At 73.2% G+C, this 22,843-nt stretch carries 20 protein-coding genes; 8 read left to right on the forward strand and 12 right to left on the reverse strand.

All coding sequences use genetic code 11. The features are described from left to right. Positions 1-3: 3 nt before the first annotated feature. A complete protein-coding gene (locus FB457_RS21440) occupies positions 4-699 on the forward strand; it encodes a hypothetical protein (RefSeq protein WP_047016174.1) in 696 nt (231 codons plus the stop codon). A 124-nt stretch (positions 700-823) separates the two neighbouring features. Here the strand turns inward: FB457_RS21440 and ppc are convergent, their stop codons facing one another. After that, on the reverse strand, positions 824-3,616 hold the full coding sequence (gene ppc, locus FB457_RS21445) for a phosphoenolpyruvate carboxylase (RefSeq protein ID WP_047016175.1): 2,793 nt from the start codon (positions 3,614-3,616) through the stop codon (positions 824-826). 325 nt (positions 3,617-3,941) lie between these two features. On the opposite strand from ppc, the gene FB457_RS21450 reads away from it, so the two are divergent. After that, on the forward strand, positions 3,942-4,985 hold the full coding sequence (locus FB457_RS21450; RefSeq protein WP_047016176.1) for an acyl-CoA desaturase: 1,044 nt from the start codon (positions 3,942-3,944) through the stop codon (positions 4,983-4,985). Between the two features lie 88 nt (positions 4,986-5,073). Then, a complete protein-coding gene (locus tag FB457_RS21455; RefSeq protein ID WP_253911602.1) occupies positions 5,074-5,676 on the forward strand; it encodes a TetR/AcrR family transcriptional regulator in 603 nt (200 codons plus the stop codon). 196 nt (positions 5,677-5,872) lie between these two features. On the opposite strand, the gene FB457_RS21460 is transcribed toward FB457_RS21455, so the two are convergent. Further along, positions 5,873-6,232, reverse strand: a complete 360-nt coding sequence (locus FB457_RS21460) for a VOC family protein (RefSeq protein WP_047016178.1) — start codon at positions 6,230-6,232, stop codon at positions 5,873-5,875. Further along, positions 6,229-7,026, reverse strand: a complete 798-nt coding sequence (locus FB457_RS21465; protein WP_047016179.1) for a trans-aconitate 2-methyltransferase — start codon at positions 7,024-7,026, stop codon at positions 6,229-6,231. Before FB457_RS21465 ends, FB457_RS21460 begins: the two co-directional genes overlap by 4 nt. Positions 7,027-7,097: 71 nt before the next feature. Here FB457_RS21465 and FB457_RS21470 point away from each other — a divergent pair, with 71 nt between their 5' ends. Beyond that, the gene (locus tag FB457_RS21470) at positions 7,098-7,592 is read left to right on the forward strand and encodes a MarR family winged helix-turn-helix transcriptional regulator (RefSeq protein WP_047016180.1); all 495 of its coding nucleotides are present in this window, start codon (positions 7,098-7,100) and stop codon (positions 7,590-7,592) included. Between the two features lie 300 nt (positions 7,593-7,892). On the opposite strand, the gene FB457_RS21475 is transcribed toward FB457_RS21470, so the two are convergent. Beyond that, a complete protein-coding gene (locus FB457_RS21475; RefSeq protein WP_216725709.1) occupies positions 7,893-8,657 on the reverse strand; it encodes a response regulator transcription factor in 765 nt (254 codons plus the stop codon). A 356-nt stretch (positions 8,658-9,013) separates the two neighbouring features. Here FB457_RS21475 and FB457_RS21480 point away from each other — a divergent pair, with 356 nt between their 5' ends. Next, positions 9,014-9,709 carry a response regulator transcription factor gene (locus FB457_RS21480; protein ID WP_047016182.1) on the forward strand — a complete coding sequence of 232 codons (696 nt, stop codon included), beginning with the start codon at positions 9,014-9,016 and terminating at the stop codon, positions 9,707-9,709. An 87-nt stretch (positions 9,710-9,796) separates the two neighbouring features. Here the strand turns inward: FB457_RS21480 and FB457_RS21485 are convergent, their stop codons facing one another. Both FB457_RS21485 and FB457_RS21490 read right to left on the reverse strand, forming a co-directional pair. Next, positions 9,797-10,180 carry a hypothetical protein gene (locus FB457_RS21485; protein ID WP_047016183.1) on the reverse strand — a complete coding sequence of 128 codons (384 nt, stop codon included), beginning with the start codon at positions 10,178-10,180 and terminating at the stop codon, positions 9,797-9,799. Positions 10,181-10,189: 9 nt separating this feature from the next. Further along, the gene (locus FB457_RS21490) at positions 10,190-11,860 is read right to left on the reverse strand and encodes a sodium:solute symporter family protein (RefSeq protein WP_047016184.1); all 1,671 of its coding nucleotides are present in this window, start codon (positions 11,858-11,860) and stop codon (positions 10,190-10,192) included. 261 nt (positions 11,861-12,121) lie between these two features. Between FB457_RS21490 and galT the strand changes: the two genes are divergently transcribed. The 3 genes from galT (at position 12,122) to galK (ending at position 15,820) form a co-directional block, all read left to right on the forward strand. After that, positions 12,122-13,210: a galactose-1-phosphate uridylyltransferase gene (galT, locus tag FB457_RS21495; protein ID WP_145782862.1), complete on the forward strand. Its 1,089-nt coding sequence runs from the start codon at positions 12,122-12,124 to the stop codon at positions 13,208-13,210. Between the two features lie 226 nt (positions 13,211-13,436). Continuing rightward, the gene (gene galE / locus FB457_RS21505; RefSeq protein WP_253911236.1) at positions 13,437-14,477 is read left to right on the forward strand and encodes a UDP-glucose 4-epimerase GalE; all 1,041 of its coding nucleotides are present in this window, start codon (positions 13,437-13,439) and stop codon (positions 14,475-14,477) included. Then, the gene (gene galK / locus FB457_RS21510; RefSeq protein ID WP_486589094.1) at positions 14,474-15,820 is read left to right on the forward strand and encodes a galactokinase; all 1,347 of its coding nucleotides are present in this window, start codon (positions 14,474-14,476) and stop codon (positions 15,818-15,820) included. Before galE ends, galK begins: the two co-directional genes overlap by 4 nt. 44 nt (positions 15,821-15,864) lie before the next feature. Here galK and FB457_RS21515 read toward each other — a convergent pair whose 3' ends face one another. The 6 genes from FB457_RS21515 to FB457_RS21540 form a co-directional block, all read right to left on the reverse strand. Continuing rightward, on the reverse strand, positions 15,865-17,604 hold the full coding sequence (locus tag FB457_RS21515; RefSeq protein WP_047016187.1) for an outer membrane protein assembly factor BamB family protein: 1,740 nt from the start codon (positions 17,602-17,604) through the stop codon (positions 15,865-15,867). 122 nt (positions 17,605-17,726) lie between these two features. Continuing rightward, positions 17,727-19,586, reverse strand: a complete 1,860-nt coding sequence (locus FB457_RS21520; RefSeq protein ID WP_145782865.1) for an ABC-F family ATP-binding cassette domain-containing protein — start codon at positions 19,584-19,586, stop codon at positions 17,727-17,729. A gap of 133 nt (positions 19,587-19,719) precedes the next feature. After that, complete coding sequence (locus FB457_RS21525) at positions 19,720-20,685, reverse strand: 4-(cytidine 5'-diphospho)-2-C-methyl-D-erythritol kinase (RefSeq protein WP_145782867.1); 966 nt, start codon at positions 20,683-20,685, stop codon at positions 19,720-19,722. After that, entirely contained in the window at positions 20,682-21,578 is an 897-nt protein-coding gene (gene rsmA, locus FB457_RS21530) for a 16S rRNA (adenine(1518)-N(6)/adenine(1519)-N(6))-dimethyltransferase RsmA (RefSeq protein WP_047016190.1), read from the reverse strand. Before rsmA ends, FB457_RS21525 begins: the two co-directional genes overlap by 4 nt. After that, positions 21,575-22,486, reverse strand: a complete 912-nt coding sequence (locus tag FB457_RS21535; protein WP_145782869.1) for a TatD family hydrolase — start codon at positions 22,484-22,486, stop codon at positions 21,575-21,577. The genes rsmA and FB457_RS21535 overlap by 4 nt, the downstream gene beginning before the upstream one ends. Before the next feature lie 78 nt (positions 22,487-22,564). Continuing rightward, a complete protein-coding gene (locus FB457_RS21540) occupies positions 22,565-22,828 on the reverse strand; it encodes a hypothetical protein (protein ID WP_047016192.1) in 264 nt (87 codons plus the stop codon). Between the last annotated feature and the right edge of the window lie 15 nt (positions 22,829-22,843).

Genomic DNA, 22,843 nt, shown 5'->3' on the forward strand with positions numbered 1-22,843 from the left:
CGCATGCGAACCATTGCTTCGGTCGGCGCGGTCGCCGCTGCCGCTGCCGCCTCCCTGCTGTTCGCCGCCGCGCCGGCGCCGGCGGCCAACGGCGACAACGGGACCGTGAAGATCCACGACGCCGCCACCGGCGAGGAGCTTCGCAAGAACGAGCCGAAGGTCTGCGAGTTCTATCTCGACGCCTTCGGCTTCGACGCCGGGCAGCAGGTCACGTGGGAGATCGTCGGCTGGAAGCCGACCGGGGACAACAAGACCGTCGCGGACGAGGGCGAGATCGTCCTCGACGGCGAGGGGCACGGCAGGACCGAGGACATGACCCTCCCCGACGGCCACTACAAGCTCTTCTGGAACTGGGAGGGTGAGAACGGGGCCGCGAAGCACAAGGTCTTCTGGACGGAGTGCGAGGACTCCGAGTCGCCGGACCCGGACACCCCGTCCGACACCCCGTCGGACGACTCCTCCCAGGCGGCGGAGGAGCCGGGCAGGCCCGGGAAGCCGGGCGAGGACGGCGAGCAGGGCGCGGACGCCACGCCCAGTGCGTCCAACGCGCCGGGCGCGCAGGGCGGGGGCGACGACGAGTCGGGCGGCCTGGCCGCCACCGGCGCGTCGGTGACGGGCATCTCGATCGCCTCGGCGATCCTCCTGGGCGCGGGCGGTTACCTGGTGCTCCGCCGCCGGGGCATGGGCCGCCAGCACTGAGCAGGTCCCGCCGGACGACCGCACGCGGCTCTCACCCCCGCGGGGTGGGGGCCGCGTGCGGTTGCGGGCGCCGCGCGCTCGGTGAGCACGTCGTCCGTCCGCCCGCGGGCCGGACCGGCCGCGGTCAGCCCGTGTTGCGGAGGCCCGCCGCCACGCCGTTCACCGTCAGCAGCAGCGCCCGGCCCAGCAGCGGGTCGGGGGCCTCGCCGCGTTCGGCCGCCTCGCGCTGCCGGCCGAGGAGCGTGACCTGGAGGTACGAGATCGGGTCGAGGTAGGCGTCGCGGATGCGGAACGTCTGCTGGAGCACCGGGTTGGCCTCCAGCAGCTCCGACTCGCCGGTGATGCGCAGCACCTCGCTGACCGTCAGCTCGTGCTCGGCCTCGATGACCGCGAAGATGTGCTTCAGCTCGTCGGGCACGAGGGTGTCGACGTAGTGCCGGGCGATCCGCAGGTCGGTCTTGGCGAGCGTCATCTCGACGTTGGCGAGGAAGTTGCGGAAGAAGTGCCAGTGCTCGTACGCCTCGTCCACCACCGCGTCGAGCCCCGCCTCCCGGGCGGCACGCAGCCCGGAGCCGACGCCGAACCAGCCGGGGACGATCTGCCGGGACTGCGTCCAGCCGAAGACCCACGGGATGGCGCGCAGCCCGTCGAGGCCCGCGCCGGTGTCGGGACGGCGGGAGGGCCGGGAGCCGAGGTGCAGCTCGGCGAGCTGGTCGACGGGCGTGGAGGCGAAGAAGTACGCGGGCAGGTCGGGGTCGTCGACGAGCCGCCGGTACGCGGCGTGCGCGGCGTCGGAGACGACGTCCATCGCGGCGTCCCAGCGGGTCAGCGCCTCGACGGACTGCCGCGGCGCGGTGTGCAGGGCGGACGCCTGGAGGGTGGCGGCGACGGTCAGCTCCAGGTTCTCCCGGGCCAGGGACGGCACGAGGTACTTGTCGGAGATGACCTCGCCCTGCTCGGTGACCTTGATCTCGCCTTCGAGGGTCCCCCACGGCTGGGCGAGGATCGCGTCGTGGGTGGGGCCGCCGCCGCGGCCGACGGTGCCGCCGCGGCCGTGGAAGAGCCGCAGCCGTACGCCGTGCCGGTGGGCGACGTCGCGCAGCCGGCGCTGGGCGCGGTGGATCTCCCACTGGGAGGTGGTGATGCCGCCGAACTTGGAGGAGTCGGAGTACCCGAGCATGACCTCCTGGACGTCCCCGCGCAGGGAGACCAGGCGCCGATAGGAGGGGTCGGAGAGCATCGCGTCGAGGAGGTCGTCGGCGATCTTCAGCTCGTCGGTGGTCTCCAGCAGCGGCACGATGCCGATCTTCGCCCAGCCGGCGTGCAGGTCCAGCAGCCCGGCCTCGCGGGCGAGGACGGCGGCGGCGAACACGTCGTCGGCGCCCTGGCACATGGAGATGATGTACGACTCGATGACCTCGGGCCCGAAGGCGTCGATGGCCTTCCTGACGGTCTCGAAGACGCCGAGGGTCTTGGTGCCGGCCTCGTCGAGCGGCGCGGGGGTGGGCGCCAGCGGGCGGCGGGAGCGCAGCTCCTTGGCGAGGAGGCCGCGGCGGTAGTCGCGCGGCATGTCCAGGTAGCGCCAGGACTCCTCGCCGAGCCGGTCGAAGAGCTGGCCGAGCGCGTGGTGGTGGGCGTCGGCGTGCTCGCGTACGTCCATGGTGGCGAGCTGGAGGCCGAAGGCGGCGATGGTGCGGATGGTGCGCTCCAGCCGGCCGTCGGCGACGAGCGAGCCGCGGTGCGCGCGCAGCGAGGTCTGGACGAGGGTGAGTTCGTCGATGAGCTGCGCGGTGCCGAGGTAGTCGCGGCCGGGCACGTGGGCGCTGCCCTCGGCGAGCCGGCGGCGGGTGTTGAGGAGCTTCTGCCGGATGCAGGTGGCCTTGAGCCGGTAGGGCTCCTCGGCGTTGAGCCGCTTGTAGCGGGGGCTGATCTCGGGGAGCACCTCCAGGTCGCGCTGGACCGATTCGAGGAGTTCCTCGGTGGCGCCGCCGTTGCGGATGGAGTTGGAGAGGGCGGATCGCAGCTCGTCCACGTGGCCGATGGCCTCGGTGATGCCGTGCTCGTGCTGGAGGAGGAGCACGTCCCAGGTGACCTGGGGGGTCACGTTGGGGTTGCCGTCGCGGTCGCCGCCGATCCAGGTGCCGAAGGTGAGCGGGCGGGTGCCGGGCGGCAGGACGGCGGACTGGTCGACGCCGACGCGCTCCAGTTCCGCGGCGAGGTCTTCGAGCACGTCGCCGACGGCGCCGCGGTTCAGCTCGTCCAGGTAGTAGATGGCGTTCCTGGCCTCGTCCGCGGGTTCGGGCCGGACGACGCGCAGCTCGTCGGTCTGCCAGATGAGGTCGATGTCCTCGGCGAGGCGGCGGTCGCAGCGGCGGCGGTCGGCGGTGGACGCGCCCTCGTCGGCCTCCAGGAGGCGGGCCACGTCGCGCAGCTTGGTGAGGACGGAGCGGCGCGCGGCCTCGGTGGGGTGGGCGGTGAAGACGGGGCGTACGCCGAGGCTGGCGATGGTCTCGCGCAGGTGCGCGGGGTCGGCGTCCTTCAGCATGTCGGCGGTACGGGCCAGGCTGCCGCCCTCCGCGGCGCGGCGGGCGCGGAACTCGCGGCCGCGGTGCACCTGCTCGGTGACGTTGGCGAGGTGGAAGTAGGTGGAGAAGGCGCGCACGAGCCGGGCGGCGGTCTCCAGGTCGACGGTGCGCAGCAGCTCCGCGGCGGCGTCGCCGTCGGTGCGCGTCAGGGCGCGTACGCGTTCGACGAGGTCCAGCAGTTCCGGCCCGTCCTGGCGGACGAGCGTCTCGCCGAGCAGGTCGCCGAGGCGCCGGATGTCGGCGCGCAGCTCGGCGTTGCCGGCGGCCGCGGCGTCCGGGTCCGGGCCTGCGGCTCCGGCGGGGCGGGGCGCGTGGGTGTCGGCACTGGTCACTGGTGCGGCTCCTTGGCGTGCGGCGCTGGTGTTTCCGCCCGTGCGCGGCGGCGCGCGGCGGGCCGGGGTGCGGACCGCGCTGTCCGACGCCCCCACAGTAGTCGTCCCTGCGCGCTGCCCGGGTGGGCGAAGCCCGCGGGGTTGCGGCATGGGAACCGGCGTCTGCGGGCACTCAAGAGGTGTTCCTTCCACACGGGCGCGTATGTACGCCCGTTGGGACCGTGCCTCTTTCAGCCCGGAACTGAGGCATGCCATACTTACGCCAACGTAGGTTACGGGACCGTAGCCTCGCTGGTCCATGTTCCCCCAGCCTCCGAGGATGCCCATGCCGTCCACGTCCGAAGTGATCGACGAGCAGCCCCGCTCGGCCACGGTCACCGCTGAGTCCGCGACGCTCGGCGGTGAGAACAAGAGATCGGTCGAGCAGATCACGCTGCTCGCCTTCATCGTGCTGCCCTTCGTCGCGCTGGTCGCGGCCATCCCGCTGGCCTGGGGCTGGGGGGTGAGCTGGCTCGACCTCGGACTGATGACGTTCATGTACTTCCTCGGCCTGCACGGGGTGACGGTCGGGTTCCACCGGTACTTCACGCACGGCTCGTTCAAGGCGAAGAAGCCGCTGCGGGTGGCGCTGGCGATCGCCGGTTCCATGGCGGTGGAGGGCCCGGTCGTGCGCTGGGTCGCGGACCACCGCAGGCACCACAAGTTCTCCGACGCCGAGGGCGACCCGCACTCCCCCTGGCGCTTCGGCGAGACGGTGCCGGCGCTGATGAAGGGCCTGTGGTGGGCCCACATCGGCTGGCTCTTCGACGAGGAGCAGACGCCGCAGAACAAGTACGCGCCCGACCTCATCAAGGACTCGGCGATCCGCCGGGTGTCGCGTCAGTTCGTGCTGTGGACGGCCGTCTCACTGCTGTTCCCGCCGCTGGTCGGCGGGCTGGTCACCTGGTCGTGGCAGGGCGCGCTCTCCGCGTTCTTCTGGGCCTCGCTGGTCCGGGTCGCGCTGCTGCACCACGTCACCTGGTCGATCAACTCGATCTGCCACGCGGTCGGCAAGCGCCCGTTCAAGTCCCGGGACCGCTCGGGCAACGTGTGGTGGCTGGCGATCCTGTCCGGCGGCGAGTCGTGGCACAACCTGCACCACGCGGACCCGACCTCCGCCCGGCACGGCGTGATGAAGGGCCAGATCGACTCCAGCGCGCGGATCATCCGCTGGTTCGAGAAGCTCGGCTGGGCGTACGACGTGCGCTGGCCGAGCGAGTCCCGTATCGACTCGAAGCGCAACAAGGACGGCGACGCCCGCAAGAGCGCGGGCAAGGGCGCGGCCGCCGCGTCGGCCCGGCGTGAGGAGGCCGCCGCCGACGCGGCATGATGGAGCCGTGGCTACCGGCGGTAAGAGCAGCACGGGCAACAGCGGCGACGGCGGCGAAGGGAAGCCGCCGCGCCGTACCCGGCGGCGGATGACGGGCAAGGAGCGCCGCGAGCAGCTCGTCGACGTGGGTCGCATGCTCTTCGCGGCGCGCGGCTTCGAGGCGACGTCGGTGGAGGAGATCGCCGCGAAGGCGGGCGTGTCCAAGCCGGTCGTGTACGAGCACTTCGGGGGCAAGGAGGGGCTCTACGCGGTCGTCGTCGACCGGGAGACGCGGCAGCTCCTCGACATGGTGGCGGGCGCGCTGACCGCGGGGCATCCGCGGGAGCTGCTGGAGCAGGCGGCGTTCGCGCTGCTGGACTACATCGACGAGTACACCGACGGCTTCCGCATCATGGTCCGGGACTCCCCGGTGGCGCAGTCGCACGGCTCGTTCGCCTCGCTGATCAGCGACATCGCCACCCAGGTGGAGGACATCCTGGGGCTGGAGTTCAAGTCCCGCGGCTTCGATCCGAAGCTGGCGCCGCTCTACGCGCAGGCGCTGGTGGGGATGGTGGCGCTCACCGGGCAGTGGTGGCTGGACGTGCGCAAGCCGAAGAAGGCTGAGGTCGCGGCGCATCTGGTGAACCTCGCCTGGCACGGCCTGGGCGACCTGGAGGCGAAGCCGCGGCTCATAGGTCACCGCCGCGCGTAGCACGCCGCGCGCGATGGGCCGGTGGTGCGCAGATGGCCCCCGGTGCGCAGGGCTGCGCGGCGCGATGGACCCCGGGTGCGCGGGGCCGGCGGTGCTTCCGTGCGATGGCGGCGCGGTCCGGTGCCGTTCCGGGCGCCCGGTACGCCGCCGGTCCCGTGGCCCCGGGGGCGAGCCCGCTCCGGTGCCGGCGGAGCCGTCACGCGGCCTGGAACTCCAGCCGGTTGCCGAACGGGTCGGCGGTGTGGAAGCGCCGTACGCCCGGGATCTCGTCGCCGGCCCAGGTCACGTCGTGGCCGCGGACGGCCAGCCGGCGGGCCAGCGCGTCGAGGTCGGTGACGACGAGCGCGGGGTGCGCCTTGCGGGCGGGGCGGAAGTCCTGCTCGACGCCGAGGTGGAGCGTCACGGGTCCCGACGTGAACCAGCAGCCGCCGCGGGCGGCGAGCGCCGCCGGCTTGGGCACCTCGGTCATGCCGAGGATGTCGCCGTAGAAGATGCGCAGGATTTCCTCGCTGCCGGCGGGGACGGCGAGCTGGACGTGGTCGAGTCCGGTGATCATGGCGTGACTCCCAGCGCGAAGATGCGGCGGAACGGGAACGGGGTGCCGTGCGGGCCCGGCGGATAGGCGGTGCGCAGCAGGGCCGCGTAGGCGGTGACGAAGGCGTCGGCGTCGTCGCCGAGGGCGTCGAGGACGGGCCGCAGCCCGGTGCCCTTCACCCAGTCCAGCACCGGGTCGGGGCCGTGCAGGAGGTGGGTGTACGTGGTCTCCCAGGCGTCGCCGGCGCAGCCGAGGTCGCAGAGCAGCTCCAGGTACGCGACGGGCTGGAGCACCGGCTGGTCGCGCAGCACCCCGCGCAGCCGCTCGCGCCAGCGCGGGTCGCGGGTGAGCTGCCGCATCAGCGCGTGGCTGGGGGCGTCGTAGTTGCCGGGGACCTGGAAGGCGAAGGTGCCGCCGGGGGCAAGCCCGGCGAGCCAGCGGGGGAAGTGCTCCCAGTGGTCCGGCACCCACTGCAGCACGGCGTTGCCGAGGATCAGGTCGTACGCGCCGGGCTCCGGCGTCCAGTCGGTGAGGTCGGCGTGGGCGAAGTCGATCCGGCCGCCGCCGGAGGTGGGGCCGGCGTGGGCGGCGGCGGTGCGGAGCATGGCGGCGGAGCTGTCGTACCCCGTGACGTGGGCGGCGGGCCAGCGGGCGGCCAGCAGCGCGGTGCCGTTGCCCGTGCCGCAGCCGATGTCGGCGATCCGCGGCGGGCGTCCCGGCAGCTCGCCGACGCGGGCGAGGAGGTCCGCGAGGGGGCGGGTGCGGGGCCCCTCGTGGCGCAGGTACTGCTGCGGGTCCCAGGAGGGTGAGGTCATGCCTCCAGCGTTCCGCCGATGTATCTCGATGTCAAGAGACTTCATGTCGACAGACCGACTACACTGATCGCATGCGGGACGAGGTGGACCGGCTGGTCGCGGCGTGGCGCAGGGAGCGCCCCGACCTCGACGTGGAGCCGCTGGAGGTGCTGAGCCGGGTGAGCCGGCTGGCCCGCCACCTGGACCGCGCGCGGCGGCTGGCGTTCGCGGAACACGGCCTGGAGGGCTGGGAGTTCGACGTGCTGACCGCGCTGCGCCGGGCCGGCGAGCCGTACCAGCTCTCCCCCGGGCAGCTCCTCACCCAGACCCTGGTCACCTCCGGGACGATGACGAACCGGATCGACCGGCTGGCGAAGAAGGACCTCGTCGAGCGGCTGCCGGACCCCAGCGACCGGCGCGGCGTGCTCGTACGGCTCACGGCGGAGGGTCGCGAACGCGCGGACGCGGCGCTGGCGGCGCTGCTGAAGCAGGAGCGGGCGATCCTCGCGGAGCTGGCGCCGGAGCGGCGCAGGGAGCTGGCGGACCTGCTGCGGCAACTGACGGCCCCGTTCGACAACGTGCCGTGAGGGCCCGGAGCACCCCTCCCGCCGTACGGACGCCCCCGCCTGCGGGTCCGGAAAGGCTAGGCCCTTTCTGGCAGATCCCGCCTGCGGCTGGGGGCACCGCCCACGTGCGCGCAGCGCGCTGTGGGGGAGCCTGGCACGCACGCCCGCTGCGTCGTCGGATCGACCGAAGAGGCCCACTACGCGGTCGGCCCTCCGCCTTGCGATCGCACGCACCAGACACCTGGGGGTACCGCCCACGCGCGCTTGCGCACTGTGGGGGAACCCGCCCATGGGCGGACGGCGCTATGTGCCAGAGAGGGCCTAGCCGCCCACTCTGGCCGGTTCGCCCAGGTCCACCGGGCCCACGCCCGCGCGGCGGGCCAGGGCCACCGCGGCCAGCGTCGAGTGCACGCCCAGCTTGCCGAGGACGTTCTGCATGTGCGTACGGACCGTGTGCGGTGACAGGTACAGCCTCTCCGCGACCGCCTTGCGGCCCAGGCCCGCGACCATGCAGCGCAGCACCTCGTGCTCCCGCGGGGTCAGCGACTCGACGAGCTGCTCGCTCTCCGTACGGTGCTCCCGGGCCGCCGTCAGCTCCCGCAGCACACCCGTGAGCAGCGCGGGCGGCAGATGCGTCTCGCCGCGCAGCACGCCCCTGATCACCGCCAGCAGCCGGGAGAGCGAGCTGTCCTTGGCGACCCAGCCGAACGCCCCCGCCTGGAGCGCCGCCGCCGCCCGCGCCGGGTCGTCGCGGGCCGCGAGGACCACCGTGCGCGTCTGCGGGTGCGCCGAGCGGACGCGTGCGGTGAGCGATATGCCGCCGGGACCGCCCGCCGCCGAGCCGTTCCCCGCGACCGCCTGCGCGGGCACCGGGGCGCCCGCGGGCGTCTCGCGGTCGAGGTCGGCGTCGACCAGGAACACGTCGAACCTGCGGCCCTCCGCCGCGGCCCGCTCCAGCGAGCGCAGGGCGGCCTGACCGCTGCCGGCCGGCAGCACGTCGACGTCGGGCTCCGCTGCCAGCGCGGCGGCCAGCGACTCGGCGAACACGCGGTGGGCATCGGCCACCAGGACCCGGATCCGAACCACGGACACCCCCATGTCGCGGACTACCAGAACTCGCGGAATGCGGAATACGGCGCTCGGAGCATGGAGCGCCCGCCTGAGCTGCGGCCGCCGCCGCGTCCCATAGCTACCCCACCCCGTGCGCCGTACCCACGGTCTCGCCCCCTGAACGGCACCGGCCCCCACCGGTGCTGCCCCACAGCGTAGGGCGCGGGCCCCACAAGGGAAGCCCAACGACCGACTTTCCGTGGCGAGTTCGCCACGCGGAGTAGAAACCGGCCGGATACGGCCCCGTTGCGGATGGATTCCGGAGTTCCGGCGGGCCCGGGAGCGGTAAGGCTGTACCTTGCCGGGGCAGTAGACCCCCGGGGGAGGGCGAGATGGCCGTTCGGCTGATCGTGGTCGACGAGCACCGCCTGCTCGCCGAGGCTCTCGCGTCCGCACTGAAGCTGCGCGGGCACCGGGTGCTGGCCGCGGCCGCGCCCGCGGCGGGCGCCGCGGAGCTGGTGGTGAGCAGAGGACCTGAGGTGTGCCTGCTGGGCACGGCGACCCCGGCCGCACCCGGGGCGTTCGACCCTGTGCTGCGCATCAAGCGGGAGCGCCCGCAGATAGCGGTGGTGGTGCTCGGCCCGGTGCCGAACCCGCGCGGCATAGCGGCGGCGTTCGCCGCGGGTGCCTCCGGGTACGTACGGCATGACGAGCGCATCGAGGGTGTGGAGCGTGCGCTGGTCAAGGCGCGTGCGGGGGAGGCGGCGGTGGCTCCTCAGCTCCTGCAGAGCGCGTTCACGGAGCTGCTGAATCCGGCGGCGGAGCCGGACGACGAGGGGGCCCGGCTGCTTCAGTTGCTGACCCCGCGCGAGGTCGAGGTGCTGGTGCGGGTGGCGGAGGGGGAGGACACGCGGCTGATCGCCCAGGGGATGCGCATAGCCGCGAGCACGGCCCGTACGCACGTGCAGCGCGTGCTGATGAAGCTCGGGGTGGGTTCACGGCTTGAAGCGGCGGCGCTGGCGGCCCGTACGGGGCTCCTCGACCGCGCCGCCGCCCGGCCCGCGGTGGACGGCGAGGCCGGGGCGTAGCGGCTTCTCGGCACCCGCAGGCGCGGCGGCTTTCGGACATTCGTGTACGGGCAGGGGCCGGGGCGTACGGATCGGCGGACGCACGGATCAGCGGGCGTCCGGACGGTCCTGGCCGCCGTCCCCGTCGATGGCCTCCGCCAGCTCCTCCCCCGACGGCGGCCGCACCGGGCGCAGGAGGTGCCAGACGAGGAAGAACAGCCCGAGCGCCAGCATCCCCAGCCCGGTCCACAGGTTGATGCGTACGTCCTCCGCCTTGGCGATCTCCGCGTCGGAGTCGAAGGCGCCGGTGATCGCGAGGATCAGCCCGTACGCGACGAAGAGACCGCCGATCAGCCGGCGTACGTCGAACAGCCTGCTGGCCGTCGCCGACTTGCGCTCCAGCTCCTCGATCTGCTGCGCCAGCTCCCCGGTGTCCGGGACGCGGTGGCCGCGGCCGTCCGGGTCGTCCGGGCGCTCGTGGGTGTCGCTCATGGTGCGCTCCTAGAAGGAGAAGGGGATGTAGCAGAGGGCGGCCAGGACGAGCGCGCCCCAGCCCAGCAGCGCCGGTTTGCGGTACCACGCGTCGTCGCCGGCCGCGGCGGGCTCGGACATGCCCGGGGAGCGGGTCCCGTAGACGAGGCCGGCGAGCTGCTCGGGGGACTTGGGCCGGGTGAACGGCGTGACGACGAGCATCGCGACCGCGCCGGCGACGAAGCCGACGATCGCGGAGACGAAGTTGGCGCCCTGGTCGCTGGGGATGCTGATGACGCCCTGCTTGTAGATCCAGAAGTAGTTGAGCACCGCGGCGACCGTGCCGACGAGCAGCCCCCAGAAGCCGGCCTTGGCGGAGGTGCGCTTCCAGAACATGCCGATGATGAAGACCACGAACATCGGCACGTTGAAGAAGGAGAACAGCGTCTGCAGGTAGGCCATGATGTTGCTGAACCTGGACGCGATGAACGCCGTGCCGACGCTCACCGCGACGCCGATCACGGTGATGATCCGCCCGAAGCGCAGGTAGTACGCGTCCGTCCGGCCGCGCTTGACGTACGGCTCCCAGATGTCGGTGGTGAACACCGTGTTGAACGACGAGACGTTGGCCGCCATGCCCGCCATGAACGCCGCCAGCAGCCCGGTGATGGCCAGGCCCAGCACGCCGTTGGGCAGCAGTTGCTCCATGAGGTACGGGATCGAGTCGTTGTACGTCAGGTCCGAGCCGGACGTGCCGATCCTGGGCACCAGGGCCGCGGCGGCGAGGCCGGGGATCATCACCAGGAAGACGATGAAGATCTTCGGGTACGCGCCGATGAGCGGCGTGCGCTGGGCGGCGGAGAGGTTCTTGGCGGCGAGCGCGCGCTGCACCTCGGCGAAGTTGGTCGTCCAGTAGCCGAAGCTGAGGAGGAAGCCGAGGCCGAGGACGATCGTCAGCCAGTTGGCGCCCAGCGGGTTGGCGTGGCCGATGGCGGTGCCGCCCCAGGCGGTGGTGAAGTCGCTGCCGCGGGAGGCGGTGAGGGTGTCCTTGAGGCCGTCCCAGCCGCCGACGCGCTTGAGCGCGAGGAGCGTCAGCGGCAGCAGCGCGGCGATGATGACGAAGAACTGCAGCACCTCGTTGTAGACCGCGGACGACAGCCCGCCGAGGGTGATGTACGCGAGCACGACGGCGGCGGAGACGACGATGGCGACCCACTCCGGCCAGCCGAGCAGCGCCTCGACGACGATGGACATGGCGTAGAGGTTGACGCCGGCGATGAGCACGGCGGCGACGGAGAAGAGCACCGAGCTGAGCAGGTGTGCGCTGCGGTCGTAGCGGTGCAGCAGGAACTCCGGCACGGAGCGGACCTTCGAGCCGTAGTAGAAGGGCATCATCACCAGGCCCAGGAAGACCATCGCCGGGATGGCGCCGATCCAGTAGAAGTGCGTGGTGTAGACGCCGTACTGGGCGCTGTTGGCGGCCATGCCGAGGATCTCGGTGGCGCCGAGGTTGGCGGAGATGAACGCCAGGCCGGTGATCCAGGCGGGCATGGAGCGGCCGGAGAGGAAGAAGTCGAGGCTGGTCCTGATGGATCGCCGGGCCAGGAAGCCGATGCCGAGGACGACGGCGAAGTACATGGCCATGATCACGTAGTCGAGGGCGTTGGTGTCGAGCCGCAGCTCTGTCGCTAGTGGGTGCATGCTTCAGGTCCGCTTCCCTGCGTGGTGCGTTCAGAAGGCGAAGCCAGACGGATGGCGTTGGATTCCGAAAGCTTCTGTTGGGACTGTTTGCTTATCTGTTGGATCTTGCACCCAGAATGTCTGATAAAGAATAAATTGGGGTAAGCGACGCTCCGGCGTTGACTCGCCTGTTGGCTTGTGGTTCATTGTGTTCGATTGTGTTGGGGACCGGACCATGACGAGCGGCGGGCAGGGCAGGCCAGGGCCGAGGAAGAGGCTCCAGTGAAGAAGACGCACACGCGGCTCGCGGACGGGCGCGAGCTGATCTACTTCGACGCGCGTGACGACGCCGTCCGGGACGCGGCCGACCGCCGCCCCCTGGAGCCGACGCGCACCGCGTCGGAGGCGCGCTTCGACCCCCTGCGCGGGGAGTGGGTGGTGATCGCCTCCCACCGTCAGGGCCGTACGTACCGGCCGCCCGCCGACGAGTGCCCGCTGTGCCCCTCCCGAAACGGGCGGCTGAGCGAGATCCCCGCCGACGACTACGAGGTCGCCGTCTTCGAGAACCGCTTCCCGTCGCTGACCGGCGGTCCCGGCCCCGAGACCGGCGAACCGCCGTTCGTGAGCGCCCCGGGCGCGGGGCGCTGCGAGGTCGTCTGCTTCACCTCCGACCACGACGCCTCGTTCGCCGGCCTCTCCCCCGGGCAGGCCGCGCTGGTGCTGGACGCCTGGACCGACCGCTCCGTGGAACTGGGCGAACTCCCCGGCGTCGAGCAGGTCTTCTGCTTCGAGAACCGCGGCGAGGAGATCGGCGTCACCCTCGGCCACCCGCACGGGCAGATCTACGCGTACCCGTATGTCACGCCGCGCACCGCGCAGATGATGCACTGCGCCGACCTGCACCGGGCGCGGACGGGCGAGAACCTCTTCGACACCGTCGTCGCCGCCGAGACGGCGGCGGGGGTGCGGGTGGTGCTGGAGGGGGCGCACTGGGTGGCGTTCGTGCCGTACGCGGCGCACTGGCCGTACGAGGTCCACCTCTACCCGCGCCGGCGGGTGCCCGACCTCCCGGCGCTGGGCGACGCGGCGCGCGCGGAGTTCCCGGAGGTCTACCTCGAACTCCTGCGCCGATTCGACCGGATCTTCGGCCCCGGCGAGCCCCCGACGCCGTACATCTCGGCGTGGCACCAGGCACCGGTGCGGGCGCCGGGGCGGGATGACTACGCTCTGCACCTTGAGCTGTTCACGATCCGGCGAAGCCCGGGCAAACTGAAGTACCTTGCAGGCTCGGAGTCCGCGATGGACGCCTTTGTCACCGATGTGCCGCCCGAGCAGGCGGCAGAGCGACTGCGAGAGGTAGCAAGCGCGTGATGTCTGCCGACAGCGACCGGACGTGCGGCGGCCGGGCCCGGGGCCCCGTCCCCCGCCCGAACGCCACGGCCGCGTCACCAGGCCCCGGCACCCCGTCCCGCTACGGGTCGCGGTGCGCGGTCTCCGCGCTCCCGTACCTTGCAGGCTCGGAGTCCGCGATGGACGCCTTTGTCACCGATGTGCCGCCCGAGCAGGCGGCAGAGCGACTGCGAGAGGTAGCTGGCAAGTGAGTCATGACGTGACCGGGGGCGCCGGGGGCGGCGGGCGGAAGTATCTGGTGACCGGTGGGGCGGGGTACGTGGGGAGCGTCGTCGCGGCGCACCTGCTCGCCGCCGGGCACGGGGTGACCGTGGTCGACGACCTGTCGACCGGGTTCCGCGACGGGGTGCCGGAGGGCGCCGAGTTCGTCGAGGACCGGATCCAGCACGCCGCGAAGTGGCTGGACTCCTCGTACGACGGCGTGCTGCACTTCGCCGCCTCCTCGCAGGTAGGCGAGTCCGTCGCGCACCCCGAGAAGTACTGGCGCAACAACGTCGGCGGCACCCTGGAGCTGCTCGCCGCCATGCGCGACGCGGGCGTGCGGCGGCTGGTGTTCTCCTCCACCGCCGCCACCTACGGCGAGCCGGAGTCCGTGCCGATCACCGAGGACGCCGTCACCGCGCCGACGAACCCGTACGGGGCCTCCAAGCTCGCCGTCGACCACATGATCGGCGCGGAGTGCCACGCCCACGGGCTGGCCGCCGCGTCGCTGCGCTATTTCAACGTCGCCGGCGCCTATCTGCCCGCGCAGGGCGGCGGCGGCCCGTACGGCGAGCGGCACGACCCCGAGTCGCACCTCATCCCGCTGGTCCTCCAAGTCGCCCTGGGGCGGCGTGAGTCGATCTCCGTCTTCGGTGACGACTACCCCACCCCCGACGGCACCTGCATCCGCGACTACATCCACGTCGCGGACCTCGCCGAGGCGCATCTGCTGGCGCTCGACGCGGTGCGCCCCGGGGAGCACCGCATCTGCAACCTCGGCAACGGCGCGGGGTTCTCCGTGCGCGAGGTCATCGAGACGGTCCGCCAGGTGACCGGGCACCCCGTGCCCGAGGTGGTCGCGCCGCGCCGGGCCGGGGACCCGGCGGTGCTGGTGGCGTCGGCGCAGGCGGCGAAGGAGCAGTTGGGCTGGCGGCCGTCGCGTACGGAGCTGGCGGGGATCGTGTCGGACGCCTGGGACTTCGCACGGCGGGGTGCGGGCGCGGGGGAAGGCGGAGGGGACGCATGACGGCCGGGGAGACGACGGCGGGGGGCCGCAACGCGACGGGCCGCGAGGCCGCGGAGACGGAGCCGGCCGCACCGGACGCGGCCGGACCGGACGCGGCGGAGGCGGGCGCAGTGGAGACGGGCGCAGTGGAGACGGGCGCGGCGGAGACGGCGGCCGCGGCGTTCGCGGAGCTGTACGGGGAGCGGCCCGCCGGGGTGTGGGCCGCGCCCGGGCGCGTCAACCTCATCGGTGAACACACCGACTACAACGACGGCTTCGTCATGCCGCTCGCCCTCCCCCACACCACCCTCGCCGCCGCCCGCCGCCGCGACGACGGCGTGCTGCGGCTCCACTCGGGCGACGGCGAATCCCGCCTCACCGAGCTGGCCGTCGACCGCATCGCCCCTCCCCCGCACCTCGCGGAACCCGGGCGGGCGGTGCCCCCTGCAGTCGGCGGCGACCGCGGCGGCTGGGCCGCCTACCCGGCGGGCGTGGTGTGGGCGCTGCGCCGCACCGTCGACGCCTTCGCGGACTTCGCCGGCGCCGACATCCACTACGAGAGCACGGTCCCCACGGGCGCCGGGCTCTCCTCGTCGGCGGCCCTGGAGGTCTCCACCGCGCTGGCGCTCAGCGACCTGTACGGCCTGGGCCTCGACCCCGTACAGCTGGCGAAGGTCTCCCAGCACGCCGAGAACGACTTCGTCGGCGTACCCAGCGGGATCATGGACCAGATGGCCTCCGCCTGCTGCACCGCGGGCCACCTGCTCCACCTTGACACGCGCGACCTCACGCAGCGCGCCGTGCCCTTCGACCTGGCCGCCGGGGGGCTCACGCTGCTCGTCGTCGACACGCAGGTCAAACACGCCCTGGGCGACGGCGAGTACGCCGAGCGGCGGGCCGGCTGCGAGGCGGCGGCGCGGGCGCTGGGCGTACCGGCGCTGCGCGACGTGCCGTACGCGGAGCTGGACGCCGCGCTGGCCCGGCTGACGGACCCGGCGGTGCGCCCGCTCGTCCGGCACGTGGTCACCGAGGACCGGCGCGTCGAGGAGTGCATCACGCTGCTCGACGCCGGCCGCACCCGCGACATCGGGCCCGTCCTGCTCGCCGGACACGCCTCGCTGCGCGACGACTTCCGCGTCTCCTGCCGCGAACTCGACGTGGTCGTCGAGTCGTCGGTCGCCGCGGGCGCGCTCGGCGCGCGCATGACCGGCGGCGGCTTCGGCGGCTCGGCGATCGTGCTGGCCGAGACGGACGCGGCGGACACGGTCGGCAAGGCCGTCGAATCGGCCTTCGCCGCGGCGGACTTCCGCCCGCCCCGGATCTTCACCGCCGTCCCGGGCGCGGGCGCCCGCCGGCTGGTCTGAGGCCGCTCAGGCGCCCCCGCCCGGGGGCGCCTGGCAGCCGGCAGTCACTGCTTCTTGCTGCCGAACGCGAGGGCGAAGTACTCCACGTCGTCGCGGTCGCTGATGATGTCCTGCGCCAGATAGAACCGGCCGTGCTCGAATATGTACGGCACGCTGTCGCTGTAGGTGAGCGTCGCCTCGGCCTCGGCCGTGTCGTTCGGCAGCTCCAGCCAGGTCTCCTCCTTGGCGGAGCGCGGGTCTATCGCGACGATCTCGCCGCCCGAGTCGTACGTCCCCTTCCGGTACGCGATGATCTTGCCGCTGTCCATCCGCAGCGGCACCATGGTCCGCTTCTCACCGGCGTCGTACTTCTTCGTCGGCTTGCCCGTGTCGAGGTCGAAGGCGACGATCTCGTTCGTGTCGCCGTAGTCGCTCTTGCCCTGATGCTCGCGCGACGGCAGATACATCGTGTCTCCGTCCACCGCCACCGTCGTACACGACTCGGCGCCGTCGGAGTAGTCGCAACCCGGCTTGTAGCGCGGGCCCGCCGTCTCCGTACCCAGCGAGATCTTCGAGCGCAGCTCGCCCTCGTCGAGGGCGAAGATGTCGGTCTCGGTGGTCTTGCCCGCCCCGATCGTGATCACCGGCGGCTCGACGCTGAGCACCTGGACGCTCTGCACCCCGTCCGGCACGTCGTACGACCAGTAGATGCCGCCGGTGGCCGGGTCGACCTTCTGGACCTTCATGTCCTCGTTGAGCGAGCCGCAGAAGACGAGGCCGAGCAGGTTGGTCCCGTCGCTGGCGTAGTCGTGGTCCTTGCACTCGGTGGTGGGCTTGGTCTGCCACACCGGGTCACCGCCGGCGAGGGGGAACGCCGCGGAGCCGGAGAGGCCGGAGGCGATGACCGTGCCGTCGGCGATGGTCACGTACTCGAACTTCAGGCTCTCGTCGGCGGTCGCCACGTGCTGCTTCCACAGCTCCTCGCCGCTGTTGACGTCGAAGACCACGACCTCGGAGCACGGCGCGTAGGTGTCGTCCGGGTCGGAGACCTTCCCGTCCTGCACCAGCATGGCGGCCTTGCCGTCGTCGGTGACCGCCCGCGAGGCGCCGCAGACCAGGCCGTCGGTCGGCAGCTCCCAGACTTCCTTGCCGGTCGTGGTGTCGTACCCCTTCACGGCGTTCAGCTCGCCCTTGGCGTAGATCTTCTCGGTCGCCCACTGGCCCTCGGCGGGCCAGGTCGCGCCCTCCTCCGCCTGCGGGTACGGGACGCCGAACAGCAACTCGCCGTCCGCGCTGGCGGGCTTGCTGTCGCTGACGGCCTTCTTGGCACCGCCGCCGCCCCCGCCCCCGCCGGCCTGCGTGCCGCCGTCGTCGCGGGTGAGGAAGAAGCCCGTACCACTCGCGACCACGAGGATCGCCACCACCGCGGCGATGACCGCCCAGACGGGGACGAGCTTCTGCGCGTCCTGCTTGGCGGGCATGCCCGGGACCTGCGCCTGCGGGTAACCGCCGGAGTGCTGCGGGGCTGGCTGCGCGAAGCTGTAGTGCTCCTGCGGGGGCGCGGCCGGGGCCTGCGGCGGCGGCGGTGGCTGGACCTGCGAGGGCTGGGGCTGCGCCGGCGGATAGCCGTACTGCGGCTGCTGCGCGGGCTGTTGCGGCTCCTGCGGCGCGCCGAAGCCGCCGCCGGGCGCGGGCGGCGGCGGGGCCTGCGGATATCCGTAACCGGGCTGCTGCGGGTCCTCGGCCGGCGGGGGCCCGAAGCCACCGGACGGCGGCTGGCCCGGCGGCGGTGGCGGCTGCGACATTTCCCTGTCCCCCCGGATGGCTGTGCGTACGAGCTGCGGTCGCGTGGCTCATTTCTACCACCCGCGGGTGACAGCCGCCGCCGGCCGCGTACGAAGGGCGCGACCGGCCGTGGGCCGCGGGTTCAGCCGGCCTCCGCCGCCTCCGCCAGTTCCAGCCAGCGCAGCTCCAGTTCCTCGCGTTCGGCGGTCAGCTCGCGCAGTTGCGCGTCCAGCTCCGCCACCCGCGCGAAGTCCGTCGCGTGCTCGGCGATCGCGGCGTGCAGGTCGCCCTCCTTGCCGCCGATCCGGTCCAGCTGCCGCTCGATGCGCTGGAGCTCCTTCTTCGCCGCCCGCGCGTCGGCCGCGGACAGCCCGGCCGCCGGCCGCGCCTGCGGCTGCGGCTGTGCTCCCGCGGCGGCCTGGGCCTGCGGCTGCCGGTCCTGCTGCGTCTCGCGGATACGGGCCCGGCGGCGCAGGTACTCCTCGATCCCGCCCGGCAGCATCCGCAGCGTGCCGTCGCCCAGCAGCGCGTGCACCGTGTCCGTCGTCCGCTCGATGAAGTACCGGTCGTGGCTGATGACCACGAGCGTCCCCGGCCAGCCGTCCAGCAGGTCTTCGAGCTGGGTGAGGGTCTCGATGTCCAGGTCGTTGGTCGGCTCGTCGAGGAAGAGCACGTTCGGCTCGTCCATCAGCAGCCGCAGCAACTGCAGCCGCCGCCGCTCGCCGCCGGACAGGTCGCCCACCGGCGTCCACTGCTTCTCCCGCCCGAAGCCGAACTGCTCGCACAACTGCGAGGCGGTCATCTCCCGCCCCCTGCCGAGGTCCACCCGCTGCCGTACCCGCTCGACCGACTCCAGCAGCCGCCAGTCCGGGTCCAGTTCGGTGACCTCCTGCGAGAGGTACGCGAGCCGCACGGTCCTCCCCGCGACGATCCGCCCGGCGGCCGGCTGCGTCTCGCCGCCGGAGCGGGCCGCGTCCGCGAGCGTACGCAGCAGGGACGTCTTGCCCGCACCGTTGACGCCGAGGAGCCCGACGCGGTCGCCGGGACCGAGCTGCCAGGTCAGCCCCGTGAGGAGCACCCTGCCTTCGGGGCCGCCCCCGGCCCGTACGGTGACGTCCTCCAGGTCGAAGACCGTCTTGCCGAGGCGGGAGTTGGCGAACTTCATCAGCTCCGCGGAGTCCCGGGGCGGCGGCACGTCGGCGATGAGCGCGTTGGCGGCCTCGATCCGGAAGCGGGGCTTGCTGGTACGGGCCGGGGCGCCGCGGCGCAGCCAGGCCAGCTCCTTGCGCACGAGGTTCTGCCGCTTGGCCTCCTCGGTGGCGGCGATCCGTTCGCGCTCGGCGCGGGCGAAGACGTAGTCGGAGTAGCCGCCGTCGTACTCGTGGACCGCGCCGCGCTGGACGTCCCACATGCGGGTGCAGACCTGGTCGAGGAACCAGCGGTCGTGGGTGACGACGACGAGCGCGGCGCGGCGGGTGCGCAGGTGCTCGGCGAGCCAGGCGATGCCCTCGACGTCGAGGTGGTTGGTCGGCTCGTCCAGCACGATGAGGCCGGGGGTGCCGATGAGCAGCTTGGCCAGCGCGATGCGGCGGCGTTCGCCGCCGGAGAGCGGGCCGATGACGGTGTCGAGGCCCTGCTCGAAGCCGGGCAGGTCGAGGCCGCCGAAGAGTCCGGTGAGCACGTCGCGGACGCGGGCGTCGCCGGCCCACTCGTGGTCGGCCATGTCGCCGACCACCTCGTGCCGGACGGTGGCGGCCGGGTCGAGGGTGTCGTCCTGGGTGAGGACGCCGAGGCTGAGGCCGCCGGTGTGGGTGACGCGGCCGGCGTCGGGCTCTTCGAGCTTGGCGAGGAGGCGGACGAGGGTGGTCTTGCCGTCGCCGTTGCGGCCGACGACGCCGATGCGGTCGCCTTCGGCGACGCCGAGGGAGATGCCGTCGAGGAGGGTGCGGGTGCCGTAGACCTTGTCGACGGCTTCCAGGTTGACCAGGTTGGCGGCGGCCATGGCGGTGCGGTGCTCCTCGGGGGGTCGGGACGGGTTCCTCGGCGGGCGGCTTCCCAGCGTAGTTCGCGCACCGCCGGAAGCCGCCCGCGGCCTTTCCCGCCGCCCCGCCCGTTGCCGGACCCGGGGGCGCCCTTCAGTCCACCACCACGGCGCCCGGGGCCGGGGCCTGGGCGACGCGGGCCTTGCGGCAGGTGCCCGACGCCTCCAGCGCCGCCGCGACCTCCACGGCCGCCGTTTCGTCCGCCGCCAGGAACGCGCACGTCGGGCCCGAGCCCGAGACGAGGGCCGCCAGGGCGCCCGCCGCGGTGCCGGCCTCCAGGGTCTCCGCCAGGGAGGGGCGCAGGGAGAGGGCGGCGGGCTGGAGGTCGTTGCCGCCCGCGATCGCGGTCAGCGCCGCGGCGAGGTCCGCCGGGTCGCCGGAACCCAGCGCGTCCAGCACCGCGGGGGACGGGTCCGGATCCGGTACGGAGCGGCCCGCGGCCAGGCGGTCGAACTCCCCGTAGACCTCCGGCGTCGACAGCCCGCCGTCGGCCACCGCGAAGACCCAGTACAGCGGGCCCTTCGCGGACAGCGTCGTCAGCCGCTCGCCCCGGCCGCGCCCCAGCGCCGCGCCGCCGACCAGGCTGAACGGCACGTCGCTGCCGAGTTCCGCGCAGATCCGCAGCAGCTCGTCGGTGCCGGTCCGGGTCCCCCACAGCGCGTCGCAGGCCAGCAGCGCGCCCGCGCCGTCCGCGCTGCCGCCGGCCATGCCGCCGGCGACGGGGATGTCCTTCGCGATGTGCAGGTGGACGTTCGGCTCCCGGCCGTGCCGGGCGGCGAGCAACTGCGCGGCGCGGGCCGCGAGGTTCGAGGTGTCGGTGGGCACGGCGGCGGCGTCGGGGCCCGTGACCGTGACGCGCAGGGCGTCGGCCTCGGTGGCGGTGACCTCGTCGTAGAGGCCCACGGCGAGGAAGACGTTCGCGAGGTCGTGGAAGCCGTCGGCGCGCGGCGGGCCGACGGCGAGCTGCACGTTGACCTTCGCGGGTACGCGGACGGTGACGCTCCGCGCGGCGGCGGCGGGGGCGGGACCGGGGGCGGGCGTGGTCGATCCGGATGTCACGGCGTGCTGCTCCTCGTGGTGGCGGTCCGGTGCTGCCGGGACTCCGCGATCCGCGCGAAGTCCTCGATGGTCAGCGACTCGCCGCGGGCCTGCGGCGAGACGCCCGCGGCGCGCAGCGCGGCCTCGGCGGCGGGGGCGGATCCTGCCCAGCCGGTGAGCGCCGCGCGCAGCGTCTTGCGGCGCTGGGCGAACGCGGCGTCGACGGCCGCGAAGACCTCGGTCCGCGTCGCGTGGGTCGCGGGCGGCTCGCGGCGGATCAGCGAGACGAGCCCGGAGTCGACGTTCGGCGCGGGCCAGAACACGGTGCGGCCGATAGCGCCGGCCCGCTTGACGTCCGCGTACCAGGCGGCCTTGAGCGACGGCACACCGTAGACCTTCGACCCGGGGGCGGCGGCGAGCCGGTCGGCGACCTCGGCCTGCACCATGACCAGCGTGCGCTCGATGCCGGGGAAGGTGGCCAGCATGTGCAGCAGCACGGGCACCGCGACGTTGTACGGGAGGTTCGCCACCAGCGCCGTCGGCGGCGGGCCGGGCAGCTCGGTAACGCGCAGCGCGTCGGCGTGCAGGAGCGCGAAGTGCTCCGCGCGGCGCGGCAGCCGGGCCCGTACGGTCGCGGTGAGGGCGGCGGCGAGCACGTCGTCGATCTCGACGGCCGTGACATGGGCCGCCGCCTGCAGCAGGGCGAGGGTGAGCGAGCCGAGGCCGGGGCCGATCTCGACCACCACGTCGTCCGGTCGCACGCCGGCCGCGCGCACGATGCGGCGGACGGTGTTGGGGTCGATGACGAAGTTCTGGCCGCGCTGCTTGGTGGGGCGTACGCCGAGGGCCGCCGCCAGCTCGCGGACGTCCGCGGGGCCGAGCAGCGGGTCCGGCTCGCCGGTGGTGGCGCTCACCGCTCCAGGTTATTCCCTGCGTCTTGGCGGGCTCCTGGCGAGGCGCCGGCGGCGGACTGCGGGCCGTCGGCCGGGGCGTAGCCGAACGCGCGCGCGGTGTTCGCCGCGATCGCCGCCGCCAGCTCGTCGGGGTCGTCGCCGCGCTCCGCGGCCATGGCACGCAGCGTGAGGGGGATCAGATACGGCGCGTTGGGGCGGCCCCGGTACGGCATCGGCGTCAGGAACGGCGCGTCCGTCTCGACGAGCAGCAGCTCCGCGGGCGCGACGGCGACCGCCTCGCGCAACTGCCCCGCGTTCTTGAAGGTCACGTTTCCGGCGAAGGACATGAAGTAACCGTTTTCCGCGCAGGTTTCGGCCATCGCCGTGTCCCCGGAATAGCAGTGGAATACCACCCGCTCCGGCGCCCCCTCTTCCCCGAGAATGCGCAGCACGTCGTCGTGCGCATCCCTGTCGTGAATGACGAGGGCTTTTTGCCGGCGTTTTGCCATCTCGATATGGCGGCGGAAGGAGTGCTGCTGTGCGGCGACACCTTCCGGGCCTGTCCTGTAATAGTCGAGGCCGGTCTCGCCGACGCCGACGACCTGCGGCAGCGCGGCGAGCGCGTCGATCTCGCCGAGGGCCGCCTCCAGTCCCGCGCCCAGCCGCGGGGCCTCGTTGGGGTGGAGGGCGACGGTCGCCCACACCGCCTCGTGCGCCGCGGCGGTCTCCGCGGACCAGCGGGACCGCTCCACGTCGCAGCCCACCTGGATGAGCGTGGTGACGCCGACCGCGGCGGCCGCGGCCACCGCCTCGGCGACCGTGCCGTCCTGCATGTCGAGATGCGTGTGCGAGTCCGCCGCGGGGTGGCCGAGCGGCTCGGACGGCGGCGCGGACTTCGCGTCCGCGCCGCCTGGGGTGTGCTGAGCCATGCCGGGGACTCTACTGGCCCGGTACGACAACGCCGTGCGGGGCGGTGACCGCCGGGGCCCGGCGGAGTACCCGCGGGGTCAGGTGCGGCGCGAGCGCTGCCGCACCGACTCGACGGACCGGACCTGGCCGGCGCGCATGATGCGGACGACGTGCTCGCCGCAGTTCAGGCACGTGGGCCGGGTCAGCGGCGAGGGCACCCGCTCTCCGTCGGTGTGGTACGTGACGAAGGGCCTGCCCTTCGAATCGACGTGGTGGTGTATCTCGTAGCTCTGCTCCCACCCGTGCCCGCACATCATGCAGGCGAAGGCATATGACTCGATCACTGGCTCGGGTTCGGACATTGGCTGCTCCTCTTG

Source organism: Streptomyces sp. CNZ287, assembly GCF_007827615.1.